The sequence below is a fragment of the Variovorax sp. DAIF25 genome, from assembly GCF_050711835.1.
Taxonomy (GTDB): Bacteria; Pseudomonadota; Gammaproteobacteria; order Burkholderiales; family Burkholderiaceae_C; genus Variovorax.
In genome coordinates this window covers 2,518,455-2,541,527 of sequence record NZ_CP136636.1, presented here as the reverse complement: position 1 = coordinate 2,541,527, position 23,073 = coordinate 2,518,455, and the positions used below count along the sequence as shown (strand labels likewise).

Here is a 23,073-nt window from a genome sequence, read left to right as displayed (position 1 = left end):
TGAATTAACAACTATTTCCTGGGTGCACTCTTTGCTTTATGCTGATTGTGCAGATTGTGTTTAAGGGAGTTTTCCAAGGCATGCAGCCCTGGGCGGCCACACCTTTTTCAAAAGATGCGACGCTTTCGGACTGCAGGATTTCGGGCTTTAAAGGCCCGCTGACTTGACGGAGGCGTGACCATGGATGTGATCAGCAACTTTGCAGCGCGTTACGAGCGCACTCGCGAAGAGGTCCTTTCACTGCAGGACTACCTGGAACTCTGCAAACGGGATCCGATGGCCTATGCCACGGCTTCCGAGCGCATGCTCAAGGCCATCGGCGACCCCGAACTGGTCGACACCCGCAACGACTCCCGCCTTTCGCGCATCTTCGCCAACAAGGTCATCAAGATCTATCCGGCGTTCAAGGAGTTCTACGGGATGGAGGAGGCCATCGAGCAGGTGGTGTCCTATTTCCGCCACGCCGCGCAGGGCCTGGAGGAAAAGAAGCAGATCCTCTACCTGCTGGGCCCGGTCGGCGGCGGCAAGAGCTCGATCGCCGAGCGCCTCAAGCAGCTCATGGAGCACGTGCCCTTCTACGCGATCCACGGCTCGCCCGTGAACGAATCGCCGCTCGGCCTGTTCGACGCGGCCGAGGACGGCGAGATCCTCGAGAAGGAATTCAACATCCCGCGCCGCTACCTGCAGCGCATCCTCTCGCCCTGGGCCGTCAAGCGGCTCGAGGAGTACGGCGGCGACATCCGCCAGTTCAAGGTGGTGAAGCGCTACCCGTCGGTGCTGCGCCAGATCGCGGTGGCCAAGACCGAACCGGGCGACGAGAACAACCAGGACATCTCCTCGCTGGTCGGCAAGGTCGACATCCGCAAGCTCGAGACCTATGCCCAGGACGACCCGGACGCCTACGCCTACTCGGGCGGCCTGTGCCTCGCGAACCAGGGCCTGCTCGAGTTCGTGGAAATGTTCAAGGCGCCGATCAAGGTGCTGCACCCGCTTTTGACCGCCACGCAGGAAAGCAACTTCAAGGGCACCGAGGGTTTCGGCGCGATCCCCTTCGACGGCATCGTGCTGGCCCACAGCAACGAGAGCGAGTGGAAGGCCTTCCGCAACAACAAGAACAACGAGGCCTTCCTCGACCGGATCTACATCGTCAAGGTGCCCTACTGCCTGCGGGTGTCCGAGGAGATCAAGATCTACGAGAAGCTGGTGCGCAACTCCTCGCTGGCCCAGGCGCCCTGCGCACCCGGAACCCTGCGCATGATGGCGCAGCTGTCGGTGCTCACGCGTCTCAAGGAACCCGAGAACTCGAGCATCTTCAGCAAGTCGCAGGTCTACGACGGCGACAACCTCAAGGACACCGACCCCAAGGCCAAGTCGATCCAGGAGTACCGCGACTACGCGGGCGTCGACGAGGGCATGAGCGGCGTCTCCACGCGCTTCGCCTTCAAGATCATCTCCAAGGTCTTCAACTTCGACAGCTCCGAGGTCGCCGCCAACCCGGTGCACCTGATGTACGTGCTCGAGCAGCAGATCGAGCGCGAGCAGTTCCCGCAGGAGGTCGAGCAGAAGTACATCAGCTACATCAAGGAGCTGCTGGCGCCGCGCTATGCCGAGTTCATCGGCAAGGAGATCCAGACCGCCTACCTCGAGAGCTACAGCGAGTACGGCCAGAACATCTTCGACCGCTACGTGACCTACGCCGACTACTGGATCCAGGACCAGGAGTTCCGCGACGTGGACACCGGCGAGGTCTTCGACCGCGCCTCGCTCAACGGCGAGCTCGAGAAGATCGAGCGGCCGGCCGGCATCGGCAACCCGAAGGACTTCCGCAACGAGATCGTCAACTTCGTGCTGCGCGCGCGGGCCGGCAACAACGGCCGCAACCCGGCATGGACCAGCTACGAGAAGCTGCGCGCGGTGATCGAGAAGAAGATGTTCTCCAACACCGAGGAGCTGTTGCCGGTGATCAGCTTCAACACCAAGAGCAGCGCCGACGAGCAGAAGAAGCACGAGGACTTCGTCACGCGCATGGTCGAGAAGGGCTACACCGCCAAGCAGGTGCGCCTGCTGTGCGAGTGGTACCTGCGCGTGCGCAAGAGCTCGTAGCGCGCACCGCCAACGGAGCACGCCAACGCCCATCGTTTTGCAAGGAGCTTTGAAACCATCGTGGCCATCCTGCAGCAGATCATCGACCGCCGGCTCTCGGGCAAGAACAAGTCCATCGGCAACCGCGAGCGCTTTCTCCGGCGCTACCGCGGCCAGATCCAGGAGGCGGTGCGGCGGGCCGTGAGCGGCCGCAACATCCGCGAACTGGAACAGGGCGAGGATGTGACGCTGCCGCGCCACGATGTGTCGGAGCCGGTGTTCGGCCATGCGCGCGGCGGCGACCGCGAGTACGTGCACCCGGGCAACCAGGAGTACGTGCGCGGCGACCGCATCAAGCGCCCCGAGGGCGGCCAGGGCGGCGGCTCGGGCAGCGGCGAGGCCAGCGACAGCGGCGAGGGCAACGACGACTTCGTGTTCCACCTCACGCGCGAGGAGTTCATGCGCGTGTTCTTCGACGATCTCGCGCTGCCGCACCTGATCCGCACGCAGATCGCCGACGTGCCCGAATGGAAGAGCCACCGCGCGGGCTTCACCAGCGACGGCACGCCCAACAACCTGCACGTGGTGCGTTCGATGCGCGGCGCGCTGGCCCGGCGCATCGCGCTCGGCGGCGAACCGCGCAAGGAACTGCGCCGGCTCGAGGCGCACCTGCTGCACCTGAGGGCGCATCCGCAGGCCACGCAGCCCTTCATCCAGAACGAGATCGCCGAGACCGAGGCACGCATCGAGGAGCTGCGTCGCACCGCGCGCCACGTGCCCTACATCGATCCGATCGACCTGCGCTACCGCAACCGCGTGAAGACGCCGGTGCCCAGCGCCAAGGCCGTGATGTTCTGCCTGATGGACGTCTCGGGCTCGATGGACGAGGCGCGCAAGGACATGGCCAAGCGCTTCTTCATGCTGCTGTACATGTTCCTCACGCGGCACTACGAGACCATCGACCTGGTGTTCCTGCGCCATCACACGCAGGCGCAGGAGGTCAGCGAGGACGAGTTCTTCCACGCCACCGAGACCGGCGGCACCGTGGTGTCGAGCGCGCTGGTACTGATGGACGAGATCGTGCGCGCGCGCTACCCCAGCGGCGAATGGAACATCTACGGCGCGCAGGCCAGCGACGGCGACAACTGGCACCAGGACAGCGGGCGCTGCCGCCAGCTGCTCGAGGAGAACATCCTGCCGAAGGTGCGCTACTACGCCTACGTGCAGGTGGCCGAGACCGAGCAGAACCTGTGGCAGGAATACGCGCAGCTCGAGGGCATCGAGCCCAACTTCGCGATGCGCAAGGTGTCCGAAGCCAGCGACATCTACCCCGTGTTCCGCGACCTGTTCAAGAAGGAAGGAGCCAGCGCATGACCACCGCCGATCGCCCTCCTTCGGCACCGCCGCTGCCGACCGCCGCCACCATCCCGCAAGGCAAGCTCGAGCGCTTGCCCAGCCCCTCGGACTGGACCTTCGACCTGATCGAGCGCTACCACGCCGAGATCGCGCGCACCGCGCGCGGCTACGGCCTCGACGTCTACCCGAACCAGCTCGAGATCATCACGGCCGAGCAGATGATGGATGCCTACGCGAGCGTGGGCATGCCGATGATCTACAGGCACTGGTCGTACGGCAAGCAGTTCATCGCCACCGAGAAGAACTACCGCCGCGGCCACATGGGGCTGGCCTACGAGATCGTGATCAACTCCGATCCCTGCATCGCCTACCTGATGGAAGAGAACACCATGGCCATGCAGGCCCTGGTGATCGCGCACGCGGCCTATGGCCACAACAGCTTCTTCAAGGGCAACTACCTGTTCCGCATGTGGACCGATGCGTCCTCGATCATCGACTACCTGGTCTATGCGCGGCACTACATCGCCGAATGCGAGGAGCGCCATGGCGTGGACGAGGTCGAGAAGCTGCTCGACTCCTGCCATGCGCTGATGAACTACGGCGTGGACCGCTACCGCCGGCCGCAGAAGCGCTCGCTGGCGCAGGAGAGTGCCCAGCGCGCCGAGCGCGAGCGCCACATGCAGCAGCAGGTCAACGACCTCTGGCGCACGCTGCCGCGGCGCAGCGAGCAGAACGCCGGCTCGGAATCGGCGCCGCGCTTTCCGCTCGAGCCGCAGGAGAACCTGCTCTATTTCATCGAGAAGAACGCCGCGCTGCTCGAACCCTGGCAGCGCGAGGTGGTGCGCATCGTGCGCAAGATCGCGCAGTACTTCTACCCGCAGCGCCAGACCCAGGTCATGAACGAGGGCTGGGCCACCTTCTGGCACTACACGCTGCTCAACACCATGTACGACCGCGGCCAGCTCGACGACGGCTTCATGATGGAGTGGCTGAGCTCGCACACCGGCGTGATCTTCCAGCCGCCGGTGGGCCACCGCGCCTACAGCGGCATCAACCCCTACGCGCTCGGCTTCGCGATGTACACCGAGCTGCGCCGCATCTGCGAGAAGCCCACCGACGAGGACCGGCGCTGGTTCCCCGACTTCGCGGGCAGCGACTGGGTGGCCACGCTCGACTACGCGATGCGCAACTTCAAGGACGAGAGCTTCGTGGGCCAGTTCCTGAGCCCGAAGACCATGCGCGACTTCCGCCTGTTCGCGATCCGCGACCACCAGAGCGAATCCGAGCTCGAGGTCTCGGCGATCCACGACGACAGCGGCTACCAGGCGTTGCGCGAATCGCTGTCGCGCCAGTACGACCTCGGCAGCCGCGAGCCCGACATCCAGGTCTGGAACGTCAACATGCGCGGCGACCGCTCGCTGACGCTGCGCCACACCCAGCGCAACAGCCTGCCGCTGCACGACGATGCCGAGGAGGTGCTCAAGCACGTGGCGCGGCTGTGGGGCTTCGACGTGCACCTCGAGAGCGTCGATGCGCAGGGCCGCATCAGCCGCAGCTGGAAGGCCTCGGCGCCGCGGGCGCTGTACTAGCCGAGGTTCAGGGCACGAGCGCGGCGATCGCCAGGGTGTAGCCCTTCACGCCCAGCCCCACGATGATCCCGCGCGCCGCCGGCGAGATGTACGAGCGGTGGCGGAACTCCTCGCGCGCGTGCACGTTCGAGATGTGCAGCTCGATCAGCGGCACGCTCGCGCCCTTGATGGCGTCGTGCAGCGCAATCGAGGTGTGGGTGTAGGCCCCCGGGTTCATCACCACGCCGAGCATGGTGCCGGCCGCCACCTCGCGGCCCGCTTCCTGGATCCAGTCGACCAGCACGCCTTCGTGGTTGGTCTGGCGGCACTCGATCGCCACGCCGAGCTTCGCGCCCGTTTCATGGCACAGGCGCTCCACGTCGGCCAGCGTGTCGCGGCCGTACTGTTCGGGCTCGCGCGTGCCCAGGAGGTTGAGGTTGGGGCCGTTGAGGACGAGGATTTTCTTCATGATGGATCGGGCTGGCAGCACGCGTCGGACGGGCCGCCATTATGGTCTGGCACCCGCCCTGCCCCGCCGGGCCGTGGACGAGCCGACGTAGTAGTTGTACGAGTCGATGTCGACCACGCAGCGCGCCATCAGGTCGACGAAGGCGCGCAGCTTCTGACCCATGTAGCGCTGCCGCTGGTAGGCGCAGTAGATGCGCCGCGGCTGCGGTTGCCACTGCGGCAGCACCGGCACCAGCACGCCCTGCGCCAGTTCGGGCCGCACGAAGAAGGCCGGCAGCAGCGCGATGCCCAGGCCGTCGATGCAGAAGGTCTTCATCACCCAGTGGTCGTTGGTCTCGAAGGCGGGTTCGGGTCGGTAGGCATGGCGGCCCGACGCGCCCGACACCAGCAGCACCTGCGACGGCCCCGCGGCCTCCTTCATCACGATCGCGCGGTGCGCCGCCAGGTCGTCGGGCGTGCGCGGCGTGCCCTGGCGCTCGAGGTACTGCGGGCTCGCATAGAGGCCGTGGTTGAGCTGGCCCAGCAGCTTGGCGACGAGGTTCGGCGCGTCGGGCGGCTCCGAGCACACGTAGCAGTCCACGTCGCCGATGCCCGGCGCGTTCGGCCGGCTCGCCACGTCGAGCTGGCAGCGCACGTTGGGATGCGACTCCAGGAACAGCTTCACCACGTGGCAGACGAAGGAGGTGCCGAACTGGGTGTCCGACAGCAGCGAGAGGCTGCCCGACACGCCGGTGGTGATCTCCTGGATCTCGGTGCGCGCCGTCTCGAGCCGGCCCGTGACCTCGCCGAGCAGGTCCTCGCAGCGCACGAAGAAGGCGCGGCCCGCCTCGGTCGCGGTGATGCGGCGCGAGCTGCGCATCAGCAGTTGCGCGCCCAGCAGTTCCTCCAGCCGCGTGAGCTGCCGGCTCAGCGTGGCCTTCGAAACCCCCGACAGGCTCTCGGCCCGCGTGAGGCTGCCGCTTTGCACGACGAGCACGAAGGCCTGCACCAGCGCCAGGTCGATGCCGGTCACGCGCGCTCCCTGTCGGCGAGGGTCGGCCGTTTCAGAAATGAAAAGTTGCGTCTCGGCATGTGGCTTTCATCGAAGGGCGGGAAACGGTACGGTCTGCGCGGGCGTAGCGAATGCTATGCCATGCCCCGCCACCCCTCGAGCCCTCGAGACCCGAGCCCCACTCCCCACGACAGGAGAACCCCCGATGCACAGCCCTGCCCGACGCACCCTGCTTTCCGCCGGCGTTGCCGCCTCCCTGCTGCCGTTGCGCAGCGCCTGGGCCGCCGGCCCGCTCAAGATCGGCTTCGTCTTCCTGGGCCCGGTCGGCGACACGGGCTGGACCTACCAGCACGACCTCGGCCGGCGCGAGCTCGAGAAGAACCTCGGCGCCCAGGTCAGCGTGCGCACCGTGCCCGACACCAACGAAGGCCCGGACTCCGAGCGCGTGGCGCGCGAGCTGTCGGCCGACGGCTGCCAGCTGATCTTCGGCGCCTCCTTCGGCTACATGAAGCCGATGCTCACGGTCGCCAACGACAACCCCGGCATCCAGTACCTGATCGCGAGCGGCTACCAGACCGCGAAGAACTTCGGCGGCTACAACGCGCGCTGGCACGAGGGCGGCTACCTCGCGGGCATCGTGGCGGGCCAGACCACGCGCTCCAACATCATCGGCCTCGTCGGCGCCCACCCGGTGCCCGACGTGATGTGGTATCTCAACGCCTTCGCGCTCGGCGCGCGCAGCGTCAACCCGAAGGCGATGGTGCACGTGGTGTTCGTCAATTCGTGGTTCGACCCGCCGAAGGAGCGCGACGCCGCGGTCGCGCTGATGAACCAGGGCGCCGACGTGCTCACGCATTTCACCGACACGCCCGCGGTCACCACCGCCGCCGAGGCGCGCGGCGTGGGCGCCATCTCGTTCCATTCCGACATGCGCAACCACGCGCCCAGGAACTACCTCACCGGCGTCACCCACCACTGGGGCGGCTTCTACACCCGGGTAGCGCGCGAGGTGATGGCCGGCAGCTGGAAGCCCGGCCTCTACCTCGGCGGCATCGGCGACGGCGTGGTGAAGATGGCGCCAATGGGCCCGCGCGTGCCGAAGGACGTCGCCGAACTCGTGCAGGCGAAGGAGCGCGACATCGCCAGCGGCAAGCTGCAGGTGTTCGCCGGCCCCATCAAGGACCAGAAGGGCGCGGTCCGCGTGGCGGCGGGCGCCCGCGTCGCCGACGCGGACCTCGGCCGGATGGACTGGTTCGCCGAGGGCGTGGTGGGCGGCTCGCGTTGAAGGCCATGGAGAACCCCATGACGCATCCCATCGCCGCCCCCTGGCACCCCGTCGCCCCTTCGGCCGGACTGCGCCCCGGCGCCAACATCGTCGCCGGCTTCGCCGAGGGCCAGGAGCTCGCGCTCTGGCGCTCGGCCGACGGCGCGGCCCAGGCCTGGGAGAACCGCTGTCCGCACCGCAGCGTGCGCTTCACGCTGGGCCAGGTGGTCGAGAACCGCCTCTCCTGCGCCTACCACGGCTGGCAGTACGCCGCGGGCAACGGGCAGTGCGTCGGCATTCCCGCCCATCCGGCGATGCCCGCGCCGCGCAACGTCTGCGCCAGGGTGTTCGGCGCGGTCGACGCGGCGGGCATGCTGTGGGTGAACCTGGCGCACGAGGGCGACGCGCCGCCGCCCGCGCCGCAGGCACTGGCCGATACCGTGCCGGCCGGCTGGCACTTCTGCCGCACGCTGACCTTGCGCGCCGGTGCGCAACAGGTGCGCGAGGCACTCCCACGGCTGGGCTTCGCGGCCGGCGCCGCCCCGGGCGCCTGGCGCGGCACGCTCGGCGGCACGCCGACCGTCGCGCTGCTGCTCGACGCGCAAGCGCAACTGGCTTTCGTCCACCTGTGGACCGAGGCCGCCCCGGGCTCCGAGGCCATGAAGACCCTGCACGCGGCCGCGCGAACCCTGCGCGGCGACATCGAACAACCCGAGACCTGAAGGAAGCACGATGCCCTTCGTCACCGACGATCCCAACATGCTCGACGACTGGCTGGTCGTCGGCCCCGCGAGCGCGCTCGCCGGCCGCTCGCAGCGGCAGCCCTACGGCACCTGCCTGCTCGGCGCCGCGCTCTCGCTGTGGGCCGAGGCCGACGGCACGCCGCAATGCCGGCTCGGCACGCAGCCGCTCTCCGTGCAATCGCGTTACGGCTACCTCTGGGTCTGCCCCAGCGGCCGGCCCGCGCGCCCGCTGTTCGCGTTTCCGGAATACGCCGAGCCCGGGCGCCGCCTCGTCGACTGCGGCGGCATCGGCGTCGCGGTGTCGGGGCTGCGCGTGATCGAGAACTTCCTCGACATGGCGCACTTTCCCTTCGTGCATGCCGACTACCTCGGCAAGGTGCCGCACACCGAGGTCGCCCGGTACGAGGTGGCGATCGAGCCCGCCACCGGCGAGATCTGGGCCACCGACTGCCGCTTCTGGCAGCCGCGCGCCTCGGCCGCGCACGACAGCGGCGCCGACGTGCGCTACACCTACCGCGTGATGCAGCCCTTCTCGGCCATGCTCTACAAGTCGAGCCTGCGGCCCGAGGCGCAGGACGCGATCGGCCTGTTCCTGCAGCCGCTCGACGACGAGCACGTGATCGCCCACACGGTGCTGGCCTACTTCGACGATGTGTCGAGCGAGGCCGAGCTCATCGCGTTCCAGCACACCATCTTCGGCCAGGACAAGCCGATCCTCGAGAACCATGCCTTCAAGCGCATGCCGCTCGAAGGCCGCGCCGAGACGCCGACGCGCGGCGACACCACCTCCGTCACCTACCGCCGCTGGCTGCGCGAACGCGGCATGCGCTTCGGCACGAGGGCCGCCGCATGACGACGCTGCTCAGGCTCCACGACTACCCGCTCTCGGGCAACTGCTTCAAGGTGCGGCAACTGCTGGCCTGGCTGGCCGTTCCCTACGAGGCCGTGCCGGTCGATTTCTACCCGGGGCGCGCGCACAAGTCGGCCGCGTTCCTCGCGCAGCTCAACCCGCTCGGCCAGATCCCGGTGATCGAGGACGAGGGCTTCGTGCTGCGCGACGCGCAGGCCATCCTGGTCTACCTCGCGAGCCGCCACGACGCCCGGCGGCGCTGGTACCCCGACGATCCGAAGCTGCGCGGCCAGGTCGCGATGTGGCTCGCCACGGCCGACGAGATCACGCGCACCGCCTCGGCCGCGCGGCTGCACGACGCGCTGGGCTACCGCCACCTCGACATCGAGGCCTGCCGCGCCGGCGCGCGCGCCGTGTTCCGCGTGCTCGACGACCACCTGGCCGAGCAGGCCAGCGCCGGCCAGCGCTGGCTGGCCGCGGCGGCCGAGCCGACGATCGCCGACCTGGCCTGCTTCCCCTACGTGGCGCTGGCCGGCGAAGGCGGCATTTCGCTCGACGAATATCCCGCCCTGCGACACTGGGTCTGGGATTTCCGACACCTGCCCGGGTTCATCGGCATGTCGGGTATCTTCCCCGCTGGCCCCGCCTGAGTATCCTTGGGGCCTCGCGCCGTCTTCCGGCCCCCATTCCTTCCCTCCTCCCCCCTTTCCCCCCGAACACGCCATGAAAACCAAAGCCGCCGTCGCCTGGAAATCCGGAGCCCCCCTGACCATCGAAACCGTGGACCTCGACGGCCCCCGGTTCGGCGAAGTGCTCGTCGAGATCAAGGCCACCGGCATCTGCCACACCGACTACTACACCCTGTCGGGCGCCGACCCCGAAGGCATCTTCCCCGCCATCCTCGGCCATGAAGGCGCAGGCATCGTGGTCGACGTCGGCCCCGGCGTCACCACCCTCAAGAAGGGCGACCACGTCATCCCGCTCTACACGCCCGAATGCCGCCAGTGCAAGTTCTGCCTGTCGCGCAAGACCAACCTGTGCCAGCTGATCCGCGGCACCCAGGGCAAGGGCCTGATGCCCGACGGCACCAGCCGCTTCAGCCTCGACGGCAAGCCCATCGCCCACTACATGGGCACCTCCACCTTCAGCAACTACACGGTCGCGCCCGAGATCTCGCTGGCCAAGATCCGCGAGGACGCGCCCTTCGACAAGGTCTGCTACATCGGCTGCGGCGTCACCACCGGCATCGGCGCGGTGATCTTCACGGCCAAGGTGGAAGCCGGCGCCAACGTGGTGGTGTTCGGCCTCGGCGGCATCGGCCTGAACGTGATCCAGGGCGCGAAGATGGTGGGCGCCGACAAGATCATCGGCGTCGACCTGAACCCCGAGCGCGAGGCCATGGCGCGCAAGTTCGGCATGACGCACTTCATCAACCCGAAGGACACCGAGAACGTGGTCGACGCCATCGTGCAGCTGACCGACGGCGGCGCCGACTACAGCTTCGAGTGCATCGGCAACACCAAGGTGATGCGCCAGGCGCTCGAGTGCACGCACAAGGGCTGGGGCCGCAGCATCATCATCGGCGTGGCCGAAGCGGGCGCCGAGATCAGCACGCGGCCGTTCCAGCTGGTCACCGGCCGCAAGTGGGAAGGCTCGGCCTTCGGCGGCGCGCGCGGCCGCACCGACGTGCCGAAGATCGTCGACTGGTACATGGAAGGCAAGATCAACATCGACGACCTGATCACCCACACCATGCCGCTCGAGAAGATCAACGACGGCTTCGACCTCATGAAGCGCGGCGAGTCGATCCGCGGCGTGGTGCTCTACTGACGCCGCGGGTGCCGACCATGGAACGCATGGAGCCCCTGCGCCGCATCGAAGCCGGCGTGCTCGAGGTCGCCTACCACGAGAGCGGCCCGGCCGACGGACCGCCCGTGCTGCTGATGCACGGCTTCCCCTACGACATCCACACCTACGCCGAGGTCGCGCCGCTGCTCGCGGCCGAGGGCTGCCGCACCATCGTGCCGTACATGCGCGGCTACGGCGGCACGCGCTTCCTGAGCAAGGACACGCCGCGCTCGGGCGAACAGGCGGCCTTCGGCGCCGACCTGCTGGCGCTGCTCGATGCGCTCGAGATCGATCGCGCCGTGCTGGCCGGCTACGACTGGGGCGGCCGCGCCGCCTGCGTGGTGGCGGCCCTGTGGCCCGAGCGCTGCGCGGGGCTGGTTTCGCTGAACAGCTACAACATCCAGAACATCGCCAGGGCGATGGAGCCCGACACGCCCGAGAACGAGCACAGCCTCTGGTACCAGTACTACTTCCACAGCGAGCGCGGCCGCGCCGGCCTGCTGAAGGACCGCAAGGCCATCGCGAAGCTGCTGTGGAAGCTGTGGTCGCCGACCTGGCGCTTCGACGACGCCACCTTCGAGCGCAGCGCCGCGGCCTTCGACCATCCCGACTTCGTGGAGGTGGTGATCCATTCGTACCGCCACCGCTTCGGCCTGGTGGCGGGCGATCCGGCCTACGCCGACATCGATCGCCAACTGGCCGCGCAGCCGGTCATCCGCGTGCCCGCGATCACCTTCGACGGCATCGACGACGGCGTGCGACCGCCGGCCGACGCATCGGCGCATGCGCCGCGCTTCAGCGGACCGCGCTCGCACCGGCTGGTGCCGGGCGTGGGCCACAACCTGCCGCAGGAGGCGCCGCGCGCCTTCGCCGACGCGGTGCTCGAACTGGTGCGGGGCGCCGCATGACCGATCTGCTCAAGACCCTGTCCGAGCACCACTGCTTCGGCGGCGTGCAGGGCTTCTACGAACAGGCCTCGCACGAGATCGGCCTGCCGATGCGCTTCTCGGTCTACCTGCCGCCGCAGGCGGCGAACGAGCGCGTGCCGGCGCTGCTGTACCTCGCGGGCCTGACCTGCAACGAGGAGACCTTCGCGATCAAGGCCGGCGCGCAGCGCATGGCCGCCAGCCTCGGCCTGGCACTGATCGCGCCCGACACCAGCCCGCGCGGCGCGGCCGTGGAAGCGCTGCCGGGCGCCAACGCGAGCTGGGACTTCGGCATCGGCGCCGGCTTCTACCTCGACGCCACCGAGGCGCCCTGGGCCGCCCACTGGCGCATGGAGAGCTGGATCGTGCAGGAGCTGCTGCCGCTGGTGGGCCGCCAGTTCGCGATCGACACCGCGCGCCTGGGCATCTTCGGCCACTCGATGGGCGGCCACGGCGCGCTCACGCTGGCGCTGCGCCATCCGGGGCGTTTCCTCTCGCTGTCGGCCTTCGCGCCGATCTGCGCGCCCACCCAGTGCCCCTGGGGCGACAAGGCGCTGCGCGGCTACCTCGGCGAACCCGGCGACGACCGCGCGACCTGGCTCGCGCACGATGCCAGCGCGCTGATGCAGTCGCAGGTCGCGGCGCCCTATCCGCACGGCATCCTGGTCGACCAGGGCCTGGCCGACAAATTCCTCGCCGAGCAACTGCATCCCGAAGCCTTCGAGGCCGCCTGCTTCGCCGCCGGCCAGCCGCTCACGCTGCGGCGCCACGCGGGCTACGACCACGGCTACTACTTCATCCAGAGCTTCATGGCCGACCACCTGGCGCACCACGCGCAGGTGCTGCGCGGCTGAACGAACGGCCATGTCCGACGCCCAGACGCCCGCCTTCCACCTGCGACTGCGCGATGGCGCGGCCGAGGAGAACATGGTGCTCGCCGGCATCTGGCGCCGGGCCTGGGCGGCCTCGCATCCGGGCACGCCCGTGATCGAGCCGATCGCCCACTGGCTGCAGCGCGTGCGCACCGAGTTCGTCGCGCCGGCCGAGGTGGTGATCGCCGAGCGCGACGCGCAGGCGCTGGCCTTCATGGTGCTGCACGACCGGCGCGAGTACGTGGCGCAGCTGTTCGTCGATCCGCACCTGCGCAACCAGGGCCTGGGCCAGGCACTGCTCGACGAGGCCTGCGTGCGCATGCCCACCGGCTGGCGGCTGCACGTGGCGCTCACCAACACCGCGGCCCAGCGCTTCTACGAGCGCTACGGCCTCGCGCGCGGCACGGTCGACCGCCATCCGACCAGCGGGCGCGAACGCATCAGCTACCACTGGTACCCGGCGCGCGCGCCCTGGCGCAAGGCCTGAACCCATTCGCCGTCTTCTTCACCATGCGCATCGACCACATCGCCCTCTGGACCACCGACCTCGAACGCTGCAAGCGCTTCTATGTCGACTACTTCGGCGCCGCCGCGGGCGAGGGCTACGTCAATCCCGCGAAGGGCTTCGCCTCCTGCTTCCTGAGCCTGGGCGACGGCGCCCGCATCGAGGCCATGACCACCCGCACGCTCTCTCCGGTGACGGCCGAGCCCGGCGCGCAGCGCATGGGCTGGACCCATCTCGCGATCAGCGTGGGCTCGGAGGAAGCGGTCGACGCGCTGAGCCGCCGGCTGCAGGCGGACGGCTACCCGCTGCTCGACGGCCCGCGCCGCACCGGCGACGGCTACTACGAGAGCGTGGTGCTCGACCCCGACGGCAACCGCATCGAGATCACGGCCTGAACCCCACGAACACCCCATGCACTACCTGCTGATCTACGACACCGCGCCCGACTACCTCGAGCGCCGCGGCGAATTCCGCGATGCGCACCTGGCGCTGGCCTGGCAGGCGGTGGAACGCGGCGAGCTGCTGCTCGGCGGCGCCACCGGCAACCCGCCCGACGGCGCGCTGCTGCTGTTCGAGGCCGCCTCGCCCGCGGTGCCCGAGGCCTTCGCCAAGGCCGATCCCTACGTGACGAACGGCATCGTGACCGGCTGGCGCGTGAAGGCCTGGAACACGGTGGTCGGCGCGCAGGCCTCGACGCCGGTGCGGCCCGCCGCGGGCGGCACGCCATGAAGAACGCCTTCGCCGACAGCCTGCACGAGACCTTCGAGCGCTTCGGCCGCATCGACATCCGCCGCATGTTCAGCGGCTTCGGCATCTACCACGAGGGCCGCATGTTCGCGCTGGTGATACGCGACACCCTCTACCTCAAGTCCGACGCCGAGAGCGCCGCGCATTTCGACCGCCTGAACCTCGCCCCCTTCACCTACGAACGGCAGGGCCAGCAGATGCCGATGTCCTACCGCGAGGCGCCGCCCGAGCTGTTCGAGGACCGCGAGGAAGCGGCCCTGTGGGGCCGGCGCGCCTACGAGGCCGCGCTGCGCTCGGGCACGGTGCCGAAGGCGATGCGCAAGGCGGCCGCCGCGAAGAAGGCGGCGGCGAAGAAGGCGCCCACCAAAAAGGTGGCGGCGAAGAAAACCGCCGCGAAGAAGGCTGCACCGGCCAGGAAGACCGCCGCGAAGAAGACCGCGCCGGCGAAGACGGCCCGGAAGGCGGCCCCCCGTTGAACGCACCGCGCACACCCCTGCCCCCGCTGCCCGAGCGCGAGGAGATCGCGCTGCTCGAACCCTTCGAGGGCCTGGGCCTGAACGACATCGTGCTGGTCGCCACGCGCGACGATGCCGAGCGCGCGGCCGCCGCGCTGCTGGCCGCGGGCGTGGTCGGCTTCGACACCGAGTCCAAGCCCACCTTCGCCAAGAACGAGGTCTCGACCGGCCCGCACCTGGTGCAGTTCGCCACGCGCGAGACCGCGTGGCTGTTCCAGCTGCATCGCAGCGACTGCAACGAGGTGCTGGGCGCGCTGATCGGCTCCGAGGCGCTGCGGAAGGTGGGCTTCGGCCTCTCGAGCGATCTCTCGCTGATCCGCCAGAAGCTCAAGGTGGAGCCGCGCGCGGTCTACGACATCGACGACGAGTTCCGCCGCCGCGGCTACCGCCGCTCGGTCGGCGTGAAGACCGCCGTGGCGCTGGTGTTCGGCCAGCGCTTCACCAAGTCGCGCAAGGCCACGACCTCGAACTGGGCCAGCCACCGGCTCAGCGAGGCGCAGCTGCGCTATGCGGCCAACGACGCCTATGCGTCGATCCGCGTGTTCGACGCGCTGCTGCCGCGCGACTGATCAGTCGCGCCCCGCCTCGAGGATCGCCTGCGCGAGCCGCTTGGGGTTCGAGAAGAACATCTCGTGGCTGCCCGGGCATTCGACCAGCCTGAAGAGGCCCAGCCGCTCCGACAGCCGCGGATGCCACGGCAGGCTGTGCGGCAGCGCGATGTCCTGCTGGCAGTTGACGTAGGACTTGCCCACCTGCAGCGCGGCCATGGGCTGGCTCAGCACGATCTTGTCGGTGAAGGTGCGGTACGGGTGCGGGTTGAGCTGCTCGTAGGCCGAGCGCGCGAGCGCCATGTCGGCGTCGTTGATGAAGGCATCGCGCCAGATCTCGAAGGGCAGCGTCACGGCCTGGTCGTTGGCGCCCGCCACCGCGTCGAACAGCGCCACATAGTGCGGCGGCACCATGTCGTTGAGCGACTCGCCGGGCTGCGGCACGAAGGCATTCACGTAGACCAGCCGCGCGATCCTGCCCGGCTGCTGCGCGAGGCGGTCGGCCACGCCCGTGATCACCATGCCGCCATAGCTGTGGCCCACGAGCCGCAGCTGCGAGAGATTCTTCTCCTCGATGTACTGCAGCGCCGAATCGATCGCGTCGGCCAGGCCGATCTTCGCGCGGTCGTCGCCGGGCCGGTTGCCCGCGAGCGTGGGGCAGTGCACGGTGTGGCCGGCCTCGCGCAGGCCGTTCGCGACGGCCTCCATTTCGGCACCGGTGTGCCAGGCGCCGTGGATCAGGACATAGGTGTCGGACATGGGGGTCTCCTCGTTGGGTGGATGCGGGTTGCTGGCGATCGAACGCAGCGACTGTAGAAATCCCGCTGCGCCGCCGCTGGCCGCTAGCCGCCAGCGCGATGGCCGATTCGCGCCAGCCGCAGCGCGCCCGGCGTGGCGCCCAGCTGCTGGCGGCACAGGCGCACGAAGTGCGAGGCATCGCGCAGACCGACACGAAAGCCGATCTCCGCCACGGCCAGCCGGTCGAAGCGCGCGTCGCCCAGCATGCGGCGCGCGGCCTGCATGCGAAAGCCCAGCAGCGCGGTGGCGAAGGTGGTGCCGCCTTCGCTACCTTCGCCACGCTCGGCCAGGCAGCGGTGCAGGCTGCGCTGCGAGATGCCGAGGTCGCGCGCCACCGCCTCGGCCGTGAGGCCGGGCTCGGCATGGCGCTCGCGCGTGGCCTCGAGCACGCGCCGGCGCAGCGCGGCGCGCGCGCCCGGTTCCACCGCCGCGGCCACGCCCGGCCCGGTGGCCAGCGCGAGCAGCCCGCCGAGCTGGTCGGCCAGCAGGCGCGGCGGCAGCGGCGGCGCGCTCGCGGCCTCGGGGGTGAGCTGCTGCACGAAGCGGCTCAGCACGCTGCCCCAGCCCGCGCTGCCGTCGATGCGGCAGGCGAGCTGGCCCGGCGCGTCGGGCAGCCAGGACTCGACCCAGGCCGTGGGCAGCTCGAGCGAGATGGTGTCGGCCGACTGCACGAAGTGGAAGGCATAGCTGCGCCGCGAATCGACCAGCACCGCGTCGCCCGGCAGCATGCGCGCGCTGCGCCCTTCCTGCTCGACGCTCCAGGCGGTGTCGGTCTTGCACAGCAGGTAGTAGAAGTTGCTGCGGCTGCGCTCGATCGCGCGGCGCGTGCGGTAGACGTCCTGCGCGCTGCCGCGCACGCGGTTGACGCCGATGCCGAGCGCCGGCGTGCCCAGCGGCGCCGATTCGAGCGTGGCGTCGAAATGCCGCGCCTGCGGGCTGGTCACCTCCATCTCGAGGAAGCCCTCGCAGACCGCGCCGACCCAGTAGTCCAGGCGCTGCGCGGGCGACACCGCGTCGGTGGACCAGCGCTCGATCGCGGCCGGCGGGCGATGGGCTTCGGCGTGGGGCTGGGTGGGCATGGAGGGTTCTCCCCGTGGATGGGTCGGCTGCAACATACCGAAGCCGGCGGGGCTTGCCAAGCGGGCTCGCCCGGGAAGGCGGTCCGGTTATAGGCGGCGGCTGACGGCGCGGCCGGCGGGCGGTCGGCACAATGGCCTGCTGCATCAACCCCGCGCACCGGCCGCCGCCGGCGTGCGCACAAGGAAGGAAACACCCAGGCCATGACCACCAACAAAAGCGACTTCGGACTGATCGGCCTGGCCGTGATGGGCCAGAACCTCGTGCTGAACGTGGAAAGCCGCGGCTTCCAGGTCAGCGTCTACAACCGCACCGAAGCCACCACCGAGGCCTTCATCGCCGCCAACCCCGGCAAGAAGCTGGTGGGTGCGAAGACGCTCGAGGAATTCGTTCAGAGCCTCGCCAAGCCGCGCAAGATCCAGATCATGGTCAAGGCCGGCGCGCCGGTCGACCAGGTGATCGAGCAGCTCATCCCGCTGCTCGACAAGGACGACATCGTCATCGACGGCGGCAACAGTCTCTACACCGACACCGAGCGCCGCGACGCCTACCTCTCGAGCAAGGGCCTGCGCTTCATCGGCGCGGGCGTCTCGGGCGGCGAGGAAGGCGCGCGCAAGGGCCCGTCGATCATGCCGGGCGGCCCGGCCTCGACCTGGGAGGTGATGAAGCCGATCTTCGAGAGCATCGCGGCCAAGGTCGACGGCGAGCCCTGCGTGATCCACATCGGCCCGGGCGGCGCCGGCCACTACGTGAAGATGGTGCACAACGGCATCGAGTACGGCGACATGCAGCTGATCTGCGAGGCCTACAGCCTGTTCAAGGCCGCCGGCTTCACGACCGACGAGATGGCCGCGATCTTCAACGAGTGGAACGACGGCGAGCTGCAGAGCTACCTGATCCAGATCACCGCCAAGGCGCTCGAGCAGAAGGACCCGGAAACCGGCAAGCCCATCGTCGACGTGATCCTCGACAAGGCCGGCCAGAAGGGCACGGGCCAGTGGACGCTGATCAACGCGGCCGAGAACGCGGTGGTCATCAGCACCATCAACGCCGCCGTCGAGGCGCGCGTGCTGTCGTCGCAGAAGAAGGCGCGCGTGGGCGCGAGCAAGCTGCTGCAGGGCCCGAAGGTCGAACTCTCGCTCGAGAAGAAGGCGCTGGTGGCCAAGGTGCACGACGCGCTCTATGCCTCCAAGGTCATCAGCTACACCCAGGGCTTCGACCTCATCAAGACCATGGGCGACAAGAAGGGCTGGGGCCTCGACCTCGGCCGCATCGCGGCGATCTGGCGCGGCGGCTGCATCATCCGCGCGCGCTTCCTCAACCGCATCACCGACGCCTTCCGCACCGATCCGGCGCTGGCCAACCTGATGCTCGATCCCTTCTTCAAGGACCTGCTGAACCGCACCCAGCAGAACTGGCGCGAGGTGGTGGCGCTGGCCGTGAGCAACGGCATCCCGGTGCCGGCCTTCAGCGCCTCGCTGGCCTACTACGACAGCTACCGCACCGAGCGCCTCAGCGCCAACCTGCTGCAGGCGCAGCGCGACTTCTTCGGCGCCCACACCTACGAGCGCGTGGACAAGCCCGAGGGGCAGTTCTTCCACACGGAGTGGCCGGAAGTCATCGGCTGAGGGCCGTGTCCTTCTCGAACGCCGAGGGCCCGTCCTCCTGCGGCGGGCCCTCGGCGGCCCGCCTCAATCCACCTTGATCTGGAACAGCACCGATCCGGATCCGCCCGGCGCCACGAAACCGTTGAAGCGCCAGTCGACCGGCCCGGCCTTGCCGGCAGGCTGTGCCTCGGTGCACGCCACCGCCGGCGCCGGCGCGGCATTCGCCGGCGTGTTCTTCATGCATCCCGTCAGCGTCGCGGGCGTCTCCCCCGCCGTCGCGCCGACGAAGCTGGTGTAGGCCGGCGTGGTGTCGTTCACCGCGAGGTTGCGGATCGGCGCGTCGCCGTTGTTGGTGTAGGTGATCCGGTACTCCAGCGTTTCGCCCGGCTTGGCCCGGTTGTTCAGGCCGAAGGTCAAAACCCCTTGCGTCACGTTGCGCACCTCCTTGCGCAGTTCCAGCGCGACATCGGACACGGTCGTGATGTCCTGAAGGGTGTAGCGGCCGTTGAGTGCCGGGGAGGCGTTGGCGTAGTCGAACTCGGCCTGCACCACGACCTTGTTGTAGGCACCCAGCGGCGCAGCCGCCGGAATGAACTGCTTCACGATCACGCACACCCGGCCCTCGAAGGCCACGGCCTGGCCCGCGCCCGCCGGCGGATAGAGCTGCGCCGCCCCGGGCTGCAGGCTGCCGGTGCAGCCCGTGTCGGCGAAGATCTGCACGCTCCAGCCGCCGACATCGGGGGTGGCAGTCTCGCTCGCGATGCCGAAGCGCACCTTCCCGGCCGTGCCCGCGGCAAAGCCGTGGCCATAGGTCACGCTGTTGCCGGGCATGCCGGTCTTGGCCCCGTCGGCGGCGAAGCTGCCGTTGTCGACGTCGCCGAAGTTCAGCTCGGCATGGCCGACGCCGTTCCACGCGAACGCGATGCGATCGGGCGTGCCGGTGCGCGTGTAGGTGTAGGTGTCCGTGCCGGCGGCCACCGCGGCCCCCGACGGCAGGGCCACGCGGCCCACCGAGGCGCCCGTCGACACGCGCGCGGCGGGGTTGTTGAACTCCTCCACGCACATCGCGGCGCCCTTCGCCATGCCGTCGGGCACGGGCAGGGTGTAGTTGCCCGCCGCGTCGGTGACCGCGCTCGCGTGCACGGCGGCGGCGCAGTCGGTCAGTCGCACGCTCACGCCGCGCTGCGGCACCTCGCCGCCGTTGGCCACGCCGTCGTTGGCCGTGCCGCCGCCCGTGCCGTTGTCGAGGAACACGCGGCCGCTCACGATGGTGCTGACGCGGGCATGGGTGTTGGTGAAGGTGCAGGTCCAGAGCGCGCCGGCCGACATGTCGGCGGCGGAAAGCGCCACCGTGCCGGTACCGACGACGGTGCGGCTCGCGCCGTTCACGCAGACCGACTGCGTCGTGGCATCGGGCACCGCGGTTTCGGTGATGCTGACGGCCGTGCCCGGCGTGCCCAGGTGGTGCGCGGTCTTCGACGGCATGGGCACGTTCGACTCGCTCGTGGTCACGCTGTCGGTGGCGTTCGCCACCACCGTGCCCGTGAGTCGGAAGTCGTAGGTGCCGGTGCCGCCCAACGAGTTCTTGACGATGCGCACGCGCGGCCTGACGGTGTGGGTCACCGTGCACATCTTCTCGCGGACATCGATGTCCGTGACGGTGGCCGCGGGCGAGGTCATGGTGTAGACGCCCCTGGACGGATTGGCCAGGTTGCTCGACGGCAGCTTTTCGTAGCCCTCGCACGAGAAGGTCTGGACATAGTTGTCCAGGGAGGTTCCGGTTCCGGCCGCCGCCTTGAAGCTCATCGTCGTGTTGACGTCGATGCCCAACCGGCCCGTTTGCCCGCTGTCACCCACGTCCTTCACCGAGGGAGTCCCCGTCTCGCTGAAAGTCTGGAGATTGACGCCAGAGAAGTTCAGATCGAATTTTCCCGCGTCGAACGGAGCACCGACGATACGGTTGATCAATCCGAAGGAAGGCCGGTAATTGAAGATGGTGCACTTGAAGTTCGAGTTCGGAAGAACGTACTTCTTATCCAGCGTGAACTTGTTTCCTTCGACCCTCCACGGAACGGAGACGTCGAATGGATTGGTGTTGCCGTCGACCCCCGCATTCAGGTCCTTGCACCCACCTTCCGGCGATGTGGATGCATAAAGCGGCCAGCCTGCGTAGACGGTCTTTTCCGTGACCACCACATCGGCTCCCGGGGTGATTGGCAAAACCCCCTGCGACCAGTTCTCCGAGCCGGCGCCATAGAGGCTGGGAATCACAGGAACCGTGATCGTTTCATCAACGGCCCCACTCACCCCCGAGAAGGAGAAGCCAAAGCTGGGGGCGGGCGATTCAGCCGCGCTGCCGATGGATTTTCCGAAGTTGAAAGTCGCCACGCGGGTGTTGGAAAAGGTGCAGACGATGTCGGTCTCGTCGATGTTCTTCTGCGTAGCCGGCGTGTCATTGCCACTGGTACTGGCACCGGTCATGGCGGTGAATTTGCCACTCATGGCGTCCGGCAGGGTCAGGACTGCGTTGCCGGCACGGTCGACGCAGCGCAGCGACGACTGGTAGCGCCCCACCGTACCGGCGGCCGCCGTTTCGCTGACGGTGATCTGGGCGCCGAGGTCGACGGTCGCGAAGCCGCTGGCACTGGGCACGGCGCCGCCATGGCCGGCACCGGCCACGGTCGCCGTGCCGGTCGTGCCATCGGGCCGGATCGTGGGGTCGATGGCGAGATCGAACCTGCCGGCATCCGAGTCCGGTACCAGGCTCTTGGCCAGGCGCACGCGCGGCATCAGCGTGATGCGGTAGTCCTCGACCTCGCCGCTGTCGGCACCGCCCCTGGCACTGGGCAGGGGGGAATAGCTCAGCCGCAGCCGCGCATAGGATTTGCCCGCCACATAGCCCGCACCGGGAGGCACGGTGAATCGGAGGTTGCCGCTCGCGGCGCCTGGGGGCACCACGGTACAGGCGCGCTCGGTCGCATCGTTGAAAACGCCGTCGCGGTTGAAATCGATCCAGCCGCACAGGTTGGCGGCGGCCGTGTTGCCGCTGACGGGAATGTTCTTGATCTCATGGGCGGCTTCGCTGCCGATGACATTGGCAAGGCCGCCAGGCAGCGCGTCATCCCTGTCGCGATCCGCGGCGGGGCCGGCGAGGTCGGTGGCGGCGACGAGGTCGTTATAGACTTTTGCGGGCTGATCCAGCGTCACATCCGGCCCGAGCGTGAGCCCCGAGCCCAAGGCATGGCCCGCACCGCCATAGCTGGCCGGCGCGTCGCCGAGGTCCTCGTCGAAACTGACCGCGAACATGGTCTCGTCGTAGACCCTTGGCGCCCATCCCGCAGGCAAGGGCTCCGGATCACCTTCCGCTCCCCCTGATCCTGGCGCAATGATGCAGCCATCATCACAAGCGGTCCTGTTGAGGTCGACCTTGAAGGTCAGCTGCGTATAGGTGCCGTTGAAAAGGACGGTCCCGCAACCAGCACTGTCTGCATAGGGACTGCAGCCCTCGGTAGCCCGATCGCTCGCCGGCCGTATGCGCAGACCTTGCGAAGCCGCGCCATTCACGTCCTGGACCTTCAAGCTGGAGCCGAACACGGTCAGATCGCCGCTGCCGCCCGTCGCTCCGTTCATCAGCTCGAACTGCAGAGAGGCAAACGAGAATCCGACGGTAGCGTCACGGCGTACCCAAGGGTAAAAAGTGCCCATATAGGCAAAGTGCAGCCGAGGATTCTTCACCGGGCGGCTGAAGGTGACCGTCACCGTCCCCATTGGAAAACTGGCGTTCGGGGCTGATGATTGACGAGGCCCGTAAGGAGAAGAAGGGTCAGAAGGGTTATAGGAAAGCAGATAGAACGTGCCGTATCCATCCGTGGCGACCGTGGGCACGCCGCTCGGGGAAAAGCTTGAAGCCGGAGCGGCATTGGCGCGGAATCGGTAGCCTGGCAGCGTCCAGAGCGAACCTGGATCGGACCGCGTCACCGTGACCGTGACACCGGACGGCATGGTCGCCCGAAGGCCCGACGCGTCCGTGGGACCCATCTGCTCATGGGCCTGCACCGTGGCGGACATCATGAGCACCATCAGCAGCAGGGCGCGTGGCGCGGATTTGACGAGGGCCGCGCAAGACACGGCCAGGGCCATCCCGCGGCGCCCCATGCGCTGCAGGGTCGACGCCACGTCCCGAGGGGCGGTCGCGCCATGTTCGGAAGTGCTTGCGCGGTATCGTGCAGAACGCCAATTCATATGTTTCCCAACCACCATCCGTGATCGACGCGCAGCCGATCCGGCGCTTTGATCCATGTTGACAAC

Annotated in this window: 21 protein-coding genes; 16 read left to right on the top strand and 5 right to left on the bottom strand. The window is 68.6% G+C overall.

Going from position 1 to position 23,073, the window contains the following annotated elements; all coding sequences use genetic code 11:
- Positions 1–180 precede the first annotated feature (180 nt).
- The 3 genes from R0232_RS11580 to R0232_RS11570 are packed head-to-tail and all read left to right on the top strand — an operon-like array spanning position 181 to position 5,027.
- Complete coding sequence (locus tag R0232_RS11580; RefSeq protein ID WP_093343147.1) at positions 181–2,103, top strand: PrkA family serine protein kinase; 1,923 nt, start codon at positions 181–183, stop codon at positions 2,101–2,103.
- Positions 2,104–2,163: 60 nt separating this feature from the next.
- Positions 2,164–3,456, top strand: a complete 1,293-nt coding sequence (locus R0232_RS11575; protein ID WP_093343149.1) for a YeaH/YhbH family protein — start codon at positions 2,164–2,166, stop codon at positions 3,454–3,456.
- Positions 3,453–5,027, top strand: a complete 1,575-nt coding sequence (locus R0232_RS11570) for a SpoVR family protein (RefSeq protein WP_431512195.1) — start codon at positions 3,453–3,455, stop codon at positions 5,025–5,027. The genes R0232_RS11575 and R0232_RS11570 overlap by 4 nt, the downstream gene beginning before the upstream one ends.
- Before the next feature lie 7 nt (positions 5,028–5,034).
- Here the strand turns inward: R0232_RS11570 and aroQ are convergent, their stop codons facing one another.
- Both aroQ and R0232_RS11560 read right to left on the bottom strand, forming a co-directional pair.
- The gene (gene aroQ, locus R0232_RS11565; protein WP_057594519.1) at positions 5,035–5,475 is read right to left on the bottom strand and encodes a type II 3-dehydroquinate dehydratase; all 441 of its coding nucleotides are present in this window, start codon (positions 5,473–5,475) and stop codon (positions 5,035–5,037) included.
- A 39-nt stretch (positions 5,476–5,514) separates the two neighbouring features.
- A complete protein-coding gene (locus tag R0232_RS11560; protein ID WP_431512194.1) occupies positions 5,515–6,486 on the bottom strand; it encodes a LysR family transcriptional regulator in 972 nt (323 codons plus the stop codon).
- A gap of 184 nt (positions 6,487–6,670) precedes the next feature.
- Here R0232_RS11560 and R0232_RS11555 point away from each other — a divergent pair, with 184 nt between their 5' ends.
- From R0232_RS11555 to R0232_RS11500, 12 genes are all read left to right on the top strand, one after another.
- Positions 6,671–7,750 carry a BMP family ABC transporter substrate-binding protein gene (locus R0232_RS11555; RefSeq protein ID WP_431512193.1) on the top strand — a complete coding sequence of 360 codons (1,080 nt, stop codon included), beginning with the start codon at positions 6,671–6,673 and terminating at the stop codon, positions 7,748–7,750.
- A 17-nt stretch (positions 7,751–7,767) separates the two neighbouring features.
- Entirely contained in the window at positions 7,768–8,451 is a 684-nt protein-coding gene (locus R0232_RS11550) for a Rieske 2Fe-2S domain-containing protein (RefSeq protein ID WP_431512192.1), read from the top strand.
- A 10-nt stretch (positions 8,452–8,461) separates the two neighbouring features.
- On the top strand, positions 8,462–9,325 hold the full coding sequence (locus R0232_RS11545; protein WP_431512191.1) for an aromatic ring-hydroxylating dioxygenase subunit alpha: 864 nt from the start codon (positions 8,462–8,464) through the stop codon (positions 9,323–9,325).
- Positions 9,322–9,972 (top strand): glutathione S-transferase family protein, encoded by a 651-nt coding sequence (locus tag R0232_RS11540; RefSeq protein ID WP_431512190.1) that lies wholly within the window; start codon positions 9,322–9,324, stop codon positions 9,970–9,972. The genes R0232_RS11545 and R0232_RS11540 overlap by 4 nt, the downstream gene beginning before the upstream one ends.
- A 73-nt stretch (positions 9,973–10,045) precedes the next feature.
- A complete protein-coding gene (locus R0232_RS11535; RefSeq protein WP_057594524.1) occupies positions 10,046–11,152 on the top strand; it encodes an S-(hydroxymethyl)glutathione dehydrogenase/class III alcohol dehydrogenase in 1,107 nt (368 codons plus the stop codon).
- A gap of 17 nt (positions 11,153–11,169) precedes the next feature.
- On the top strand, positions 11,170–12,078 hold the full coding sequence (locus R0232_RS11530; RefSeq protein WP_431512189.1) for an alpha/beta fold hydrolase: 909 nt from the start codon (positions 11,170–11,172) through the stop codon (positions 12,076–12,078).
- A complete protein-coding gene (fghA, locus tag R0232_RS11525) occupies positions 12,075–12,950 on the top strand; it encodes an S-formylglutathione hydrolase (protein ID WP_431512188.1) in 876 nt (291 codons plus the stop codon). Before R0232_RS11530 ends, fghA begins: the two co-directional genes overlap by 4 nt.
- A 10-nt stretch (positions 12,951–12,960) precedes the next feature.
- On the top strand, positions 12,961–13,455 hold the full coding sequence (locus tag R0232_RS11520; RefSeq protein WP_093343159.1) for a GNAT family N-acetyltransferase: 495 nt from the start codon (positions 12,961–12,963) through the stop codon (positions 13,453–13,455).
- A gap of 23 nt (positions 13,456–13,478) precedes the next feature.
- A complete protein-coding gene (locus tag R0232_RS11515) occupies positions 13,479–13,868 on the top strand; it encodes a VOC family protein (RefSeq protein ID WP_093343160.1) in 390 nt (129 codons plus the stop codon).
- Between the two features lie 16 nt (positions 13,869–13,884).
- Entirely contained in the window at positions 13,885–14,202 is a 318-nt protein-coding gene (locus R0232_RS11510) for a YciI-like protein (protein ID WP_093343162.1), read from the top strand.
- The gene (locus tag R0232_RS11505) at positions 14,199–14,696 is read left to right on the top strand and encodes a TfoX/Sxy family protein (RefSeq protein ID WP_431512187.1); all 498 of its coding nucleotides are present in this window, start codon (positions 14,199–14,201) and stop codon (positions 14,694–14,696) included. The genes R0232_RS11510 and R0232_RS11505 overlap by 4 nt, the downstream gene beginning before the upstream one ends.
- Positions 14,693–15,304: a 3'-5' exonuclease gene (locus R0232_RS11500; protein ID WP_093343165.1), complete on the top strand. Its 612-nt coding sequence runs from the start codon at positions 14,693–14,695 to the stop codon at positions 15,302–15,304. The genes R0232_RS11505 and R0232_RS11500 overlap by 4 nt, the downstream gene beginning before the upstream one ends.
- Here R0232_RS11500 and R0232_RS11495 read toward each other — a convergent pair whose 3' ends face one another.
- Positions 15,305–16,042, bottom strand: coding sequence for an alpha/beta fold hydrolase (locus R0232_RS11495; protein WP_203205197.1), 738 nt, complete (start codon positions 16,040–16,042; stop codon positions 15,305–15,307). It lies immediately after the preceding gene.
- A gap of 83 nt (positions 16,043–16,125) precedes the next feature.
- Positions 16,126–17,160, bottom strand: a complete 1,035-nt coding sequence (locus tag R0232_RS11490; protein WP_431512186.1) for a helix-turn-helix domain-containing protein — start codon at positions 17,158–17,160, stop codon at positions 16,126–16,128.
- Positions 17,161–17,361: 201 nt separating this feature from the next.
- On the opposite strand from R0232_RS11490, the gene gnd reads away from it, so the two are divergent.
- Positions 17,362–18,786: a decarboxylating NADP(+)-dependent phosphogluconate dehydrogenase gene (gene gnd, locus R0232_RS11485; protein WP_208507688.1), complete on the top strand. Its 1,425-nt coding sequence runs from the start codon at positions 17,362–17,364 to the stop codon at positions 18,784–18,786.
- A gap of 63 nt (positions 18,787–18,849) precedes the next feature.
- Here gnd and R0232_RS11480 read toward each other — a convergent pair whose 3' ends face one another.
- Positions 18,850–22,941, bottom strand: coding sequence for a prealbumin-like fold domain-containing protein (locus R0232_RS11480; protein WP_431512185.1), 4,092 nt, complete (start codon positions 22,939–22,941; stop codon positions 18,850–18,852).
- Between the last annotated feature and the right edge of the window lie 132 nt (positions 22,942–23,073).